The organism is Pandoraea cepalis (assembly GCF_902459625.1).
Lineage (GTDB): Bacteria > Pseudomonadota > Gammaproteobacteria > Burkholderiales > Burkholderiaceae > Pandoraea > Pandoraea cepalis.
On the sequence record NZ_CABPRY010000010.1, the window covers coordinates 33,825 to 48,063 of the forward strand.

At 62.0% G+C, this 14,239-nt stretch carries 14 protein-coding genes; 1 reads left to right on the forward strand and 13 read right to left on the reverse strand.

Annotated features, from left to right (window positions below; translation table 11 throughout):
• Nucleotides 1-3: 3 nt before the first annotated feature.
• From lpxA to rpsB, 13 genes are all read right to left on the reverse strand, one after another.
• Complete coding sequence (gene lpxA / locus PCE31107_RS18465) at nt 4-795, reverse strand: acyl-ACP--UDP-N-acetylglucosamine O-acyltransferase (protein WP_017234129.1); 792 nt, start codon at nt 793-795, stop codon at nt 4-6.
• Between the two features lie 17 nt (nt 796-812).
• Nucleotides 813-1,271 (reverse strand): 3-hydroxyacyl-ACP dehydratase FabZ, encoded by a 459-nt coding sequence (gene fabZ / locus PCE31107_RS18470; protein WP_017234130.1) that lies wholly within the window; start codon nt 1,269-1,271, stop codon nt 813-815.
• Nucleotides 1,268-2,338 (reverse strand): UDP-3-O-(3-hydroxymyristoyl)glucosamine N-acyltransferase, encoded by a 1,071-nt coding sequence (lpxD, locus tag PCE31107_RS18475; RefSeq protein WP_150610278.1) that lies wholly within the window; start codon nt 2,336-2,338, stop codon nt 1,268-1,270. The genes fabZ and lpxD overlap by 4 nt, the downstream gene beginning before the upstream one ends.
• Before the next feature lie 14 nt (nt 2,339-2,352).
• Nucleotides 2,353-2,895 (reverse strand): OmpH/Skp family outer membrane protein, encoded by a 543-nt coding sequence (locus PCE31107_RS18480; protein ID WP_017234132.1) that lies wholly within the window; start codon nt 2,893-2,895, stop codon nt 2,353-2,355.
• A 47-nt stretch (nt 2,896-2,942) separates the two neighbouring features.
• Nucleotides 2,943-5,246, reverse strand: coding sequence for an outer membrane protein assembly factor BamA (gene bamA, locus PCE31107_RS18485; protein WP_174966718.1), 2,304 nt, complete (start codon nt 5,244-5,246; stop codon nt 2,943-2,945).
• A gap of 71 nt (nt 5,247-5,317) precedes the next feature.
• On the reverse strand, nt 5,318-6,709 hold the full coding sequence (rseP, locus tag PCE31107_RS18490) for an RIP metalloprotease RseP (protein ID WP_150610156.1): 1,392 nt from the start codon (nt 6,707-6,709) through the stop codon (nt 5,318-5,320).
• A gap of 43 nt (nt 6,710-6,752) precedes the next feature.
• Nucleotides 6,753-7,952: a 1-deoxy-D-xylulose-5-phosphate reductoisomerase gene (ispC, locus tag PCE31107_RS18495; protein ID WP_150610158.1), complete on the reverse strand. Its 1,200-nt coding sequence runs from the start codon at nt 7,950-7,952 to the stop codon at nt 6,753-6,755.
• A gap of 2 nt (nt 7,953-7,954) precedes the next feature.
• A complete protein-coding gene (locus PCE31107_RS18500; protein ID WP_150610160.1) occupies nt 7,955-8,764 on the reverse strand; it encodes a phosphatidate cytidylyltransferase in 810 nt (269 codons plus the stop codon).
• Nucleotides 8,764-9,546 carry a polyprenyl diphosphate synthase gene (gene uppS, locus PCE31107_RS18505; RefSeq protein WP_130025806.1) on the reverse strand — a complete coding sequence of 261 codons (783 nt, stop codon included), beginning with the start codon at nt 9,544-9,546 and terminating at the stop codon, nt 8,764-8,766. The genes PCE31107_RS18500 and uppS overlap by 1 nt, the downstream gene beginning before the upstream one ends.
• A gap of 67 nt (nt 9,547-9,613) precedes the next feature.
• The gene (frr, locus tag PCE31107_RS18510) at nt 9,614-10,174 is read right to left on the reverse strand and encodes a ribosome recycling factor (protein WP_017234137.1); all 561 of its coding nucleotides are present in this window, start codon (nt 10,172-10,174) and stop codon (nt 9,614-9,616) included.
• 85 nt (nt 10,175-10,259) lie between these two features.
• Nucleotides 10,260-10,973: a UMP kinase gene (gene pyrH / locus PCE31107_RS18515; protein WP_026131984.1), complete on the reverse strand. Its 714-nt coding sequence runs from the start codon at nt 10,971-10,973 to the stop codon at nt 10,260-10,262.
• A gap of 97 nt (nt 10,974-11,070) precedes the next feature.
• Nucleotides 11,071-11,952, reverse strand: coding sequence for a translation elongation factor Ts (tsf, locus tag PCE31107_RS18520; RefSeq protein WP_026131985.1), 882 nt, complete (start codon nt 11,950-11,952; stop codon nt 11,071-11,073).
• A gap of 155 nt (nt 11,953-12,107) precedes the next feature.
• Nucleotides 12,108-12,860 (reverse strand): 30S ribosomal protein S2, encoded by a 753-nt coding sequence (rpsB, locus tag PCE31107_RS18525; protein WP_020372913.1) that lies wholly within the window; start codon nt 12,858-12,860, stop codon nt 12,108-12,110.
• A gap of 484 nt (nt 12,861-13,344) precedes the next feature.
• Here rpsB and map point away from each other — a divergent pair, with 484 nt between their 5' ends.
• The gene (gene map, locus PCE31107_RS18530) at nt 13,345-14,208 is read left to right on the forward strand and encodes a type I methionyl aminopeptidase (protein ID WP_130025805.1); all 864 of its coding nucleotides are present in this window, start codon (nt 13,345-13,347) and stop codon (nt 14,206-14,208) included.
• Nucleotides 14,209-14,239 lie beyond the last annotated feature (31 nt).

Consider the following 14,239-nt stretch of genomic DNA (forward strand, 5'->3'; position numbering starts at 1 on the left):
GGGTCAGCGCACGATACCGCGCGTGCTGGCGTTGAGGAAGTCGAGCAGCGCGCGCACGGCGTCGGACACGTCCGGAGCACCCGCGTTGCCGAAGGCTTCGATCTGCACCTTCGCTTCGTCGAGCGTCAGCCCGCTCTTGTAGAGCAGCTTGTACGCGTGACGCAGCGCCGTGATCGCATCGGCCGTGAAGTTGCGGCGACGCAGCCCCTCGACGTTGATACCGTAAGGCACTGCGCGGTCGCCGGAGGCAATGACGAACGGCGGCACGTCCTGCACGAGCACCGACGCGCCACCGATCATCGAGTGCGCGCCGATGCGCACGAACTGGTGCACCCCGGTCATGCCGCCAACGATCGCCCAGTCGCCGACAATGACGTGACCCGCCAATTGCGCGTTGCTTGAGAAGACTGTGTGGTTGCCCACATGGCAATCGTGCGCGATATGCACGTAAGCCATGATCCAGTTGTCGTTGCCAACGCCGGTCAGACCGCCGTCCTGCACCGTACCGGTGTGAATCGTCGTGAATTCGCGAATCGTATTGCGATCGCCGATGACGAGCCGCGTCGGCTCGCCGGCGTACTTCATATCCTGCGGACTACCGCCGATGGAGGCGAACGGGCCGATCTTGTTGCCCTCGCCCAGCGTCGTATGACCGTCGACAATCGAGTGCGAGAGAATCTGCGTACCGGCGCCGACCGTTACATTCGGCCCGATGATCGCATAGGGACCGACGACGACGTCGTCGGCCAGTTGCGCCTTCGCATCGACGACTGCAGTGGGGTGAATATTCGTCATGAGCGTCTTAATTCCGGTTATTCGCCGTTCTTCTTGACCATGCACATGAACTCGGCTTCCGCCGCGATCTTGCCGTCTACCAGCGCCTTGCCCTTGAACTTGTAGAAGCCGCGACGCTCGCTCAGGAAATCGATGTCGAGCACGAGCTGGTCACCCGGTTCGACCGGACGCTTGAAGCGAACGTTCTCGATACCCACGAAATAGTAGAGCGTGTTCTCGTCGTGCACCGGCTCGTCGGAGAACGTCAGGAGTGCGGCGGCTTGCGCCAGCGCTTCGACGATCAGCACGCCCGGCATCACCGGACGCTGCGGATAATGCCCCGTGAAATACGGCTCATTGATCGTGACGTTCTTGATGACCTGGATGTTCTTGTGCGGCTCCAGCCCGATCACGCGATCCACCATCAGCATCGGGTACCGATGCGGCAGCAGCTTCATGATCTTGTGGATGTCGATATTGATTGTGGTCTCGCTCATTTGTCTTGCAGGTCTTTGACCTTCGCTTCAAGTTGACGCACGCGATCGCGCATCTTGTCCAGATTGCGCATGATGGCCGCGTTTTTGTTCCATTCGGCGTTCGGGATGGCCGGAAAGGCGCTGGTATAGGTACCCGGGCCGGGAATCGACTTCGACACCCCCGACTTGGCCGTCACGATGACGCGGTCGCCAATCGTGACATGCCCGGCCACGCCCACGGCGCCGCCGAGCATGCAGAATTTACCGATGGTACTGCTGCCGGCAATGCCCGTACACGCGGCAATCACCGTGAAGGCGCCGACCCGCACGTTATGCGCGATCTGCACCTGGTTGTCGATCTTGCAGCCGCGCTCGATCACCGTATCGGCCATCGCCCCGCGATCGATGGAGGTTGACGCACCGATTTCGACGTCGTCTTCGATCACTGCGCGTCCGACCTGCGGAATCTTCACCCATTCGCCGCCAGCGGCGGAGAAATCGGGTGCAAAACCGAAACCGTCCGAACCGATCACCGCGCCCGCGTGAATCACGCAACGCGCTCCGATCACGCTCGCGTGGTACAGCGTGGCATTCGGGTACACGAGCACGTCGTCGCCCAAGGTCGTGCCTCGACCGACGAACACGTTCGCCACCAGACGCACCCGCTCGCCCAGTCGAGCCCCTGCCTCGATCACGACATTCGGGCCAATCACGCACGATGTGGGCACGACGGCCGTCGGATCGACGACTGCGCTCGGATGAATGCCTGCTGCGGGAACCGGTGCCGCCGCCTGCGCGAACATCTGCGCGACGCGCGCGAAGTACGCATAAGGATTCGGCGCGAGAATCCACGCTCGCCCCTCATGCGACGGCAGCTTGTCGAAGTCGGCCTTCGAGAGAATCACCGCCGCCGCGCCCGAGTTGGGCACTTCGGCGAGATACAGCGGATTGGACAGAAACGCGAGCTGATTCGCCCCCGCCTGATCAAGCGGCGCCAGACCGGCCACGGTGACTTCGCCATCGCCCACGAGGTCGCCGCCAAAGCGGGCGACCAGCTGTGCCAACGAAATCGACGGCGATCCCGGCATCAAAGGCGAGACCGTCACTTGCCGGCGGTGCCGCCGCCCGAACTTGCGTTCAGGGTCTTGAGCACCTTGTCAGTGATGTCGATACGCGGGCTCACGTAGACGGCTTCCTGCACGATCAGATCATACTTTTCGGTTTCGGCAATCTGCTTGATGACGCGATTGGCGCGATCGAGCACCGCGGCGAGTTCTTCGTTGCGGCGCTGATTCAGGTCTTCGCGAAACTCGCGCTGCTTGCGCTGGAATTCCGTGTCGGCAGCGGCCAGATCGCGCTGACGCTTGGCGCGCTCGGCGTCGGACAACGTCGGGTTGTCCTTGTCGAGCTTGTCCGACATGGCTTTGAGGCGCTGGGCCATGGCCTGCAGATCCGAGTCCCGCTTGGAGAACTCGGCTTCGAGCTTGGCTTGTGCGGCCTTGGCCGGTGCCGAATCGCGCAAAATGCGATCCGAATTGACGGCGGCGATGCGCGCATCCTGAGCCATGGCAGCAAAGGCTGCCCCAGCCAGCAACGCTGCGGCGAAGCCGCGCAGGCAATGCTTACGGATACCGTTCAATGTCATACCCCTTTACAACGATAAAACGTTCGGAACCGATCGACTCGCCGTCGTTAGAACGACGTACCGACCTGGAACTGGAATTTCTGGTACTGATCGCCCACCTTCTTGACCAGCGGGAAGCCCATCGAGAGCTTGAGCGGGCCAATCGGTGAAATCCACGACAAACCGAAGCCGTAGGAATAACGCAGGTTATTGAAGGTAATCGCCTGGCCGTTATCGAACACGTTACCACCGTCCATGAACGTGAAGATACGCAGCGTCCGGTCATACCCCGTACCCGGCAGCGGGAATGTCAGCTCGATGTTGCCGATCAGCTTCGACGCGCCCCCCAGCGGTTCGCCATTGGTGTCCTTCGGACCCAGCGAACTCGGCTCATAGCCGCGCACCGAACCGATACCGCCGGCAAAGTAATTCTTGAAGATCGGGAACGGCTGGCCGCCCATCCCGTGGCCGTAGCCGATTTCGCCGTTGAGTGCCAGCGTAAAGCCACGGCTCACCGGGTAGTAGTACTGGTGCTGATAGTAGGCACGGTAGTACTTGGTCGTGCCGATCGGCGTACCGATTTCGATGTTGGCCTGCTGATAATGACCGCGGTTCGGAATCAGCGCGCTATCACGCGAATCGCGCGACCAGCCGATGGTCAGCGGATAGTTGTTGCTGACGTAGCCGAATTGATTGGCGTAGTCGACATAGCGTTGCGGCGTCGTGTTGTCGTTCGTCAGATGCAGACGCGTCTGTTCGAAGCCCAGACCGAAGAACACCGTATCGACTTCCGAGAACGGCACGCCGAACTTCAGATTGCCGCCCAGCGTGTTGATACGGAAATCCGAATCGCTCGTGAGCAGCAGCGGCTGATACGTGCGGTAGTAGATGTCCGTGATACGGCTCACGCCATCGACCGTGAAGTACGGATCGACTTGCGTGACAGCCAACGTCCGGTACGTCTTGCCGGTGTTCACGTTGACCGACAGCGACGTACCCGACCCGAACACGTTGTCCTGGCTGATACCGGCTTGCAACACGACCTTGTCCGTCGACGAGAAGCCCGCACCGACGTTGATCGTGCCAGTCGGCTTTTCTTCGACCTTCACCTGGAGGTCGACCTGGTCGTTCGAACCGGCCACCGGCTCGGTCGTCACATTCACGTCGGTAAAGTAGCCCAGGCGGTTGATACGATCCTGCGACAGCTTGAGTCGGTCGGCGTCGTACCAGGAGCTTTCGAGCTGGCGCATTTCGCGGCGAATCACTTCGTCACGCGTACGCGAGTTGCCCACGATGTTGATCTTGCGAACGTACACGCGACGCCCCGGATCGACCGTCAGCGTGAGCGCCACGGTGTGGTCCTTCCGATCGATCGTCGGCTGAGCGTTCACGTTTGCGAACGCGAAGCCGTAGTTGCCGAGCATGTCGGAAATCGCCTTCGTGCTGGCCTGCAGCTTGGCCGCCGAGAACGTATCGCCGGCCTTGAGTTGCACGAGCTTGCGCACGTCGTCCTGCTTGCCCAGCATCTCGCCGGTCAGCTTGACGTCCGACACTTTGTACGGTTCGCCTTCATGCAGGTTGATCGTCAGGAACATCTCATCCTTGTCCGGCGTAATCGATACGTCGGTGGAGTCGATGTTGAATTCCAGATAACCCCGGTTCAGATAGAACGAGCGCACCTTTTCCAGATCGCCCGTCAGCTTGTCCTTGGAGTACAAGTCGTTCTTCGAATACCACGACAGCCAGTTCGGCGTGCCAAGTTGCATCTCGGCCGTCAGATCCGACGATGAGAATGCCTTGTTACCGACGAAGTTGATCTGCTGGATCGTGGCCTTCGGGCCTTCCGTCACGGCGAACTGGATCCCCACGCGATTACGCTCGAGCGGCGTGATCGTCGTCTTCACCTCGGCAGCGTAGTAACCGCGCGTAAGGTATTGACGCTTGAGTTCCTGTTCCGATTTCTCGAGCAGGTTTCGGTCGAAGCTGCGACCTTCGGTCAGGCCGACCGAACGCAATGCCTTTTTCAAACCGTCCTTGTCGAATTCCTTGATGCCGAGGAAGTCGATGGAAGCAATCGCGGGACGCTCGTTGACGTGCACCACCAGCACGTTGCCTTGCGCTTCAACGCTCACGTCCGAGAACAAGCCCGTTGCATAAAGGGCACGAATTGCTTCGGTGCCCTTATCGTCGTTGAACTTGTCGCCCGGCTTGACCGGCAAGTACGAAAACACCGTACCGGGTTCAATGCGCTGCAAGCCCTCCACTCGGATATCCTTGACCACGAACGGCTCGACGGCCCGCGCCAGGAAACTGTGTGCCGCCAGAACCGCAATCACCAGGGTCTTCGGAACAAGGTGGTATTTATTCGACAACTTGCTTCCCCAAGAAACAATTGAATCGTAACAACTCGGATTTGCCTGCGACGGCAGGCGCGTGACGCCGTCTAGTGCAACAATTTCGACAGGTCATTGAATAGGGCTACGGCAGACAGCGCGAGGATGCAAACGATGCCCACTCGTTGCAGTGCGCCCTGCCACCGCTCGGAGACTGCCCGACCGGTAATCGCTTCGACCGCATAATATAACAGATAGCCACCGTCCAGAACCGGAATCGGCAACAGATTCAATACGCCAAGGCTAATGCTGACAAGCGCGAGAAAGGCAACGAAATAATCCAGACCGAGTCGGGCTGAACGCCCCGCATAGTCCGCAATCGTCACTGGCCCACTCAGATTCTTGAGCGACGCCTGCCCGGTGATCATCTTCCCGAACATTCGTACGCTGAACGAAGTGACATCCCAGGTGCGCTGCACCCCCCTGCCGATGGCCTCGATCAGCCCATACCGAACCGTCACCGTATCGACCTGGGCCGCCAGCGCCGCGCCGATCTTGCCCACGCGCGCACCGCCCGCCTCGGCCGGATCGACTTCCGCGCTTGGCGTCAGGGTCACGTTGTGCAGCGCGCCGTCGCGTCGCACAGTGAGCGTCATTGACTTGCCCGGGTGAGCACGTACGGCGTCCACCAGCGCCTTGGCCGACGCGATGGGACTGCCGTCGACGGCCGTGATCTCGTCGCCGACACGTAGTCCAGCGGGCCCTGCCGCACCGCCCGGCAGGAGCTGGCCCACCTTGACCCGCGCCGACGGCGTCAGACCGAGGCGCTGCATGAAATCCTGCTCGCCATCGGCATCGAAGTGCTGACCCGCCGCGTCCAGCATGTATTCAGCACGGCCGTCGCGGGTGCGTGCCACGAGCGTAACGCGCTGCCCTTCGATCATCGGATCGACCAGGCGCCAGCGAAGGTCTTCCCAGGACCGAACGGGCATCTCGTCTCCGACGGCTTCGTCAGGACTCTTCCCGTTCTCTCGAACGCCGGTAATCAACTCGCCACCGGACAGCCCCGCGCGAGCGGCCAGCGTACCGGCCGCCGGCGGCGCAATGCGCGCGACGGGTTCGGTCACGCCCGCGAGATTCAGGCCCGCGTACAGGACGATCGCCAGAAGAAAGTTCGCGACCGGACCGGCCGCCACAATGGCAAAACGCTTATAGACCGACTGTCGGTTGAAGGCTCGCGCGCGATCCTCCGGGGCGACGACCTGGGTTTCATCGCGCTCGTCGAGCATTCGGACGTACCCGCCCAGCGGCAGCGCGCAAACCGTCCACTCCGTACGATCGCGACCCATCGTCCACTTGAGCAGCGGCGTGCCGAACCCGACCGAAAAACGCAGAACCTTGACGCCGCACAGCCGCGCGACCGAGTAGTGCCCCAACTCATGGAATACCACCAGCACGCCAATGGCGACGGCAAACGCAAGCAACGTGGTCAACAGAGTCATGAGCGAATGGGGGCGCGAAGGCGTTACGACATAGGGTCAGGCGTCAGGACGACGCCCGGGCCGGCAGTTTGGCGACGATGGCCGTCGCCAGTTCGCGCGCGCGGCGATCGGCGTCGAGCACGACGTCGAGCGACGTCGCCTCACCGACGGCAACCGAGTCGAGCACCTGCTCGACCACCTGGCCGATGGCCGTAAAGCGAAGGCGGCCTTCAAGGAAGGCGGCCACGGCGATCTCGTTGGCCGCATTGAGCAGCGCGCCCGCCGTACCGCCGCGATGCAGCGCGTCGAACGCCAGACGCAGGCACGGAAAACGGCGCAGATCCGGCGCTTCGAAAGTGAGCTTGCCGATGTCGGCGAGATTGAGGCTCGGCACGCCCGACGTCACCCGATCAGGGAACGCCAGCGCGTGGGCGATGGGCGTGCGCATGTCTGGATTGCCGAGTTGCGCGAGCGTCGAGCCGTCCGTATACGTCACCATCGAGTGAATCACGCTCTGCGGATGGATCAGCACCTCGATCTTCTCGGGTGGCATGTTGAACAACCAATGCGCCTCGATGACTTCGAGGCCCTTGTTCATCATGCTGGCGGAGTCGACCGAAATCTTGCGGCCCATCACCCAGTTCGGGTGCGCGCACGCCTCGTCGGGCGTCACGTTCTCGAGCGACGCCAGCTCGCGCTCGCGGAACGGTCCGCCCGACGCGGTCAACACCAGTTTTTCAACGCCGCGCGTCGACACGCGGTTCTCGCCGGCCACTTGAGGCAGGCATTGGAAGATGGCGTTGTGCTCGCTGTCGAGCGGCAACAACGTCGCCCCGGCGCGTTCGGCCGTCGCCATGAACAGGGCACCGGAGAGCACCAGCGACTCCTTGTTCGCCAGCAGAATGCGCTTGCCGGCGCGCGCGGCCGCGAGTGTCGACTGCAGCCCCGCGGCACCGACGATCGCCGCAACGACCATCGTAGCCTCGGCCGCTTGCGCAATCTCGACCAGCGCCTGCGGACCGTAGGTCACGTCGATCTTCAGACCGGCGTCGGCCAGACGCGCCGCCAGCGAGCGGGCACCGTCGGCGTCGGCCACCACCGCCACTGCCGGGCGATGCGCGACGCACTGCTCGAACAGGCGATCCAGGTTACGGTGCGCCGACAACGCGTAGACGGAGAAGCGGCCGGGATGACGCCCCACCACATCGAGCGTGCTAACGCCAATGGAGCCGGTGGAGCCAAGAATGGAGAGTCGTTGCGACATGATCAGACGAAGAGCAAAGCCAGCGGGAGCACCGGGAGCAACGCGTCGATTCGATCGAGCACGCCCCCGTGGCCGGGAAGCAGCGCGCTGGAATCCTTCACGCCGGCCTGCCGTTTGAGTTGAGATTCGAACAGATCGCCCACGACGGAGAAAGCCACCAGCACCGTCAGCGCCAATGCGCCAAGTGCCAGACCGTGCGTGCCGGCGAAATGAGAAACGAGGGTTGGCGCCTGCAAGCCGCTCGCGAGAACCCCGGCAGCGACCACGAGCACCAGCAGCCACCCGCCGATCGCCCCTTCCCAGGACTTACCGGGACTGATCGACGGCGCGAGCTTGCGACGGCCAAACGCACGGCCGGCGAAATATGCCCCCGTGTCGGCAAGCCAGACGATCACGAGCACCGAGAGCAGGAATGCCACGCCGCGATCACGCGCCAGACACAGCGCCTGCCATGCCGCGATCAGCAACACCGGGCCGGCGACCAGCAACAAACCGCGCCATGCCCCTCGCGTCGCCGGCTTGCGGGCGAGCGTGTAGGGTCCCGCGAGCACCCAAAAGATGGCCGCGGGCTTGAGCCAGATTGACGAGAGCATCCAGCCGCCCGCCCATGTCAGGCCCACCCCCAGGAGGGCAAGCGCCCCATAGAAGACGGCGCCCGTGCCATTCAGACCGACGAGCCGCCCCCATTCCCAGCCGGCGGTGGCCACGATCACGGCGGCAAGTAATGCAAACTGCGCCGGCGTACCGACGAAGATCACAGGCAAAAGAATGGCGAGAAGTACGACAGCGGTAATGACGCGTGTCTTGAGCATCAGGCGGAATGTCCCGGAGGGCTCTGGACTTGCGCGCTGGTACGGCCGAAACGGCGCTCGCGCTGCTGAAACTCGGCGATGGCCCGTTTAAGGGTATTGGCGTTGAAGTCCGGCCAGAATTCTTCGGTGAAATACAACTCAGTGTACGCCAGTTGCCACAACAGAAAATTACTGATGCGCTGATCGCCACCGGTGCGAATGAAGAGATCCGGCTCCGGCGCGTAGGCCATGCTCAGGTAAGGCGCGAGATCGTCCTCGGTGAACGACGCGTCGAGCGCCGCTGCACCACCGGCCGCCACACGTGCGGCGGCAAGCTTCTGGGCCGCCTGCAAAATGTCCCATCGCCCGCCGTAGTTGGCCGCAATGGTCAGTGTGAGACCCGTATTGTCTTGTGTGCGGGCTTCCGCACGCCTGACCAGTTCCTGAATGCGCGGCTCGAACGCATCGAGCGCGCCAATGACGCGAAGGCGAATACCGTTGCTGTGCAGCTTCCCGACTTCACGCTCGAGCGCGAGAATGAAAAGCTGCATCAGCGTCGACACCTCGTCCTGCGGACGGCGCCAGTTCTCGGAACTGAACGCGAACAGCGTCAGATACTCGACGCCGATTTCGGCGCAGGCCGTCACGGCCTCACGCACGGCATCGACGCCACGCTTGTGGCCCGCCACGCGAGGCAACTTGCGACGGGTAGCCCAACGCCCGTTGCCATCCATGACGATAGCAACGTGGCGAGGAATGCTCTCTGTCTTGGGAACGGAGCGCGTAGAGCTGAGAAAACCCATTGAGGTACGGTGCGGGAGTCGAGCGCGAAAGTCAGCAGAGATCTTGCGGTGGTGAGTGCCGGAGCACTCAGACCGTCATGATCTCGGCGTCCTTCTGCTTGACCAGTTCGTCGATCTCGGCGACAAACTTGTCCGTGAGCTTCTGCACTTCGTCGCTGCCACGGCGCTCGTCGTCTTCCGACGCTTCCTTGTCCTTGACCAGCTTCTTGAGCTGCTCGTTGGCATCGCGACGCAGGTTGCGCACGGCGACCTTGGCGGCTTCGCCTTCCGACTTGACCAGCTTGGTCAGCTCGCGACGGCGCTCTTCGGTCGGCATCGGCATCGGCACACGAATCAGATCGCCTTGCGTGGCCGGGTTCAGACCCAGATCCGATTCGCGGATGGCCTTCTCGACCACGCCAACCATCTTCTTTTCCCACGGCTGCACGCCGATCGTACGGCTATCCACGAGGTTCACGTTGGCGACCTGGGAGATGGGCACCATCGAGCCGTAGTAGTCCACCTGAACGTGATCGAGCAGGCCGACATGCGCACGACCGGTACGAATCTTCGCCAGGTTGTTCTTGAACGACTCGATCGAGCTTTTCATCTTTTGCTCGACACTTTTCTTGACGTCAGCAACGCTCATGACAACCTCCAAACCTTGAATTGTTACGCAAACGTAAATAATACGGCGTCGGCGCGCCCATGCACGCCGACGCCGCAATTTGAACTCAAACGTGGACGAGCGTTCCCTCGTCTTCGCCGAGAATGACGTGCTTGAGCGCGCCCGGCTTCACAATCGAGAAGACTCGCACCGGCATCTTCTGGTCGCGGCACAGCGCGAAAGCCGTCGCGTCCATGACCTGCAGGTGCTTGGAGATCGCCTCGTCGAAGCTGATGGTCGAATACTTTACCGCGTTGGGATCCTTCTTGGGGTCTGCGGAGTATACGCCGTCGACCTTGGTCGCCTTGAGGACCACTTCGGCGCCGACTTCCGAACCGCGCAGCGCCGCTGCCGTGTCGGTCGTAAAGAACGGGTTGCCGGTACCCGCGGCGAAAATCACGACCTTGCCTTCCTCAAGCTGACGGATCGCACGCGGACGGATGTAGGGCTCGACCACCTGATCCATGCGCAGCGCGGACTGCACACGCGCTTCGATACCCGCATGGCGCATGGCATCCTGCAGCGCCAGGGCATTCATCATCGTGGCCAGCATGCCCATGTAGTCGGCCGTTGCACGGTCCATACCCGCGGCACCGCCTGCCACACCCCGGAAAATATTACCGCCGCCGATCACGACGGCCAGTTGCGTGCCCAGGCGAACGACCTCGGCAATGTCGTCAACCATCCGTTCAATGGTCGCGCGGTTGATGCCGAATGCATCGTCACCCATGAGGGCTTCACCAGAGAGCTTGAGAAGTACGCGTTTGTAAGGAGTAGACATGGCGGTCCTTAAGAAGTCTGGTCGGGCACTGTTGGGTATTCTGGATGAAACAACGGGGACGGCACCGCCGCCCCCGGATACTGCGGTACTGCGCGAATTACGACTGCTTGGCCGCAGCCACTTGCGCCGCCACTTCCGCCGCGAAGTCGTCCTGCTTCTTCTCGATGCCTTCGCCGACCACGAACATGGTGAATGCCTTGACCGTGGTGTTGTTGGCCTTGAGCATCTGCTCGACGCTCGACTTGTCGTCCTTCACGTAAGCCTGATTGAACAGCGAGACTTCCTTGAGGAACTTCTGCACGCTGCCTTCCACCATCTTGGCCACGATCTCGGCCGGCTTGCCCGACTCGGCAGCCTTCTCGGCAGCGACCTTGCGCTCCTTCTCGATCAGTTCCGGCGAGACTTGATCGCCCGACACGGCCACCGGCTTCATCGCGGCGATGTGCATGGCGACGTTCTTGCCGACTTCGGCGTCAGCGCCGTCATACTCGACGACCACACCGATACGCGTGCCGTGCAGGTAAGCCGCCAGCTTGCCCGCCGTGTCATAGCGCTGGAAGCGACGAATGGTCATGTTTTCGCCGATCTTGCCGATCAGGTCCGCGCGCACTTGCTCAACGGTCTTGCCGTCGAGCGGCAGCGCCGACAGTGCCGCCACGTCGGCCGGGTTGTGCTCGGCGACCAGCTTGGCCACGTCGTTCGCGAACTTCAGGAAGTCGTCGTTCTTCGAGACGAAGTCGGTTTCGCAGTTGATTTCGACCACGGCACCCTTGCCGCCGTCGATGTAGGCAGCGATCACGCCTTCGGCGGTGATACGGCTGGCGGCCTTGCTGGCCTTGCTGCCCAGCTTGACACGCAGGATTTCTTCAGCACGGACCATATCGCCATCGGCTTCGGTCAGCGCCTTCTTGCATTCCATCATCGGCGCATCGGTCTTGGCGCGCAGTTCGCCCACCATTGCTGCAGTAATTGCCGGCATATCGTTACTCCTGTATATCGAATCAGTCGGGAGTGGATGGCGTCCGGACGGCCTCGCTGCCCGCCCCGTGGCGCCCCGCGCACCCGACGCGGGAAAATCGGACTAAAAAAAAGGGGCGCCACCAGCAGCCCCTTTTGTTACGCAGCGGCGGCCGCTTACGCCTCTTCGTTCACTTCGACGAACTCGTCGTTACCATCGCCGCGAACGGCTTCCACGACTTCCTTGACGGCGTTTGCACGGCCTTCGAGGACAGCGTCGGCAACGCCTTGCACGTACAGCTCGACAGCCTTGCTCGAGTCGTCGTTACCCGGGATGATGTAATCCACACCTTCCGGCGAGTGGTTCGTGTCGACCACGGCGATCACCGGAATACCCAGCTTGTTGGCTTCCGTGATGGCGATCTTGTGGTAGCCGACGTCGACGACGAAAATGGCGTCGGGCATGCCGCCCATATCCTTCACGCCACCGATAGACTTCTGCAGCTTGGCCATTTCGCGATCGAACAGCAGCGCTTCCTTCTTGCTCATGCGCTCTTGCTCGCCGGCTTCCAGGGCCTGCTCCATGTCCTTGAGCTTCTTGATCGACGACTTCAGCGTCTTGAAGTTCGTCAGCATGCCGCCCAGCCAACGGTTGTTGACGTAAGGCATGCCGGCGCGACCCGCGGCTTCCGCCACGATGTCACGCGCTTGACGCTTCGTGCCCACGAACAGGATCGTGCCGCGGTTTGCTGCCAGTTGACGCACGTACTTCAGTGCGTCCTGGTACATCGGCAACGTCTTTTCGAGGTTGATGATGTGAATCTTGTTGCGATGGCCGAAGATGTAGGGGGCCATCTTGGGGTTCCAGAAACGGGTTTGGTGACCAAAGTGGACGCCCGCTTCCAGCATCTGACGCATAGTGACAGACATGTGATTCTCCGTGAGGGTTAGGTCTTAGACCGGCTGCCGTACCCGTTTCGCCAGACTGCCACACAGCTTTGCATGACCCGCCTGCGAAGATCGGGCACCCTGGGTGCGCCGGCCCGCGATTTCAAAATTTCCAAGCCGACAATCGACACTGCCACCCCGCCACCCGCCGGATGCGGCACCGATCGGCACCACACTGGGGCAAAAACGCCCCTGAAAACCCGGCGAAGACCGTTGAAACACAAGGGAAAACCCTTGGGTTTATTAGCAATTCGTCCTCGACTTAGCCCGAGATTATAGCATCGCACCCCACCAGCACTCAAGCGACGCGTGAACTTGTGATGACAAGTCGGAAACGCCCGATCCGCGCGGTGCTCCGGCCGGTTCACCGCGCGGCCGAGCGATGCGCCAGGAACCTCGGAAATTCCTCGTCGGAACGCTCCGAAATCCAAGCCGGACGGGGCGAAAACCGTCCGTTGGTGCGATAATGCGGCACTGTTTACGCAATCTCTCCGATTCAGCAATGGCCATCACCCTCAAGAATGCCCACGATATCGAAATGATGCGCGTCGCCTGCCGACTGGCCAGCGAGGTGCTCGATTTCATTACGCCGCATGTGCGCGCCGGCGTCACGACCGGGGAGCTCGACCGGCTCTGCCACGAATACATGCTCAAGGAGCAGGGCACCGTGCCGGCACCGCTGAACTATCAACCGCCCGGTTATCCGCCCTACCCCAAGGCCACCTGCATCTCGGTCAACGACGTGATCTGCCACGGCATTCCCGGCGACAAAACGCTCAAGAACGGCGACGCGCTGAACATCGACATCACCGTCATCAAGGATGGCTACTTCGGCGATACCAGCCGCATGTTCATCGTCGGTGAAGGTTCGATCCTGGCGAAGCGTTTGGCGCAGGTGACGTATGAATGCATGTGGCTCGGCATCAACCAGGTGCGCCCGGGCGCGCATCTGGGCGATATCGGCCAAGCCATCCAGACGCATGCCGAAGCGCAGGGATATAGCGTGGTGCGCGAATACTGTGGCCACGGCATTGGTCAGGTATTCCACGAGGACCCGCAGATCGTGCATTACGGTCGCCAGGGCACCGGCCTCGAGCTGCAGGCGGGCATGATCTTTACCATCGAGCCGATGATCAACGCGGGCAAGCGCGAGATTCGGACGATGCCCGATCAATGGACGGTCAAGACGCGCGATCGCAGTCTGTCGGCGCAATGGGAGCACACGGTGCTCGTGACGCCGACGGGCCACGAGGTGCTCACGCACTCCGCCCTGACGCCGCCGCCGCCGCCCGGTTCGTCGTATGTGACATCGTTCGCCACCGCTACCTGAGCCACTGAAGTCCGGCCGCCTGTCACCGCAG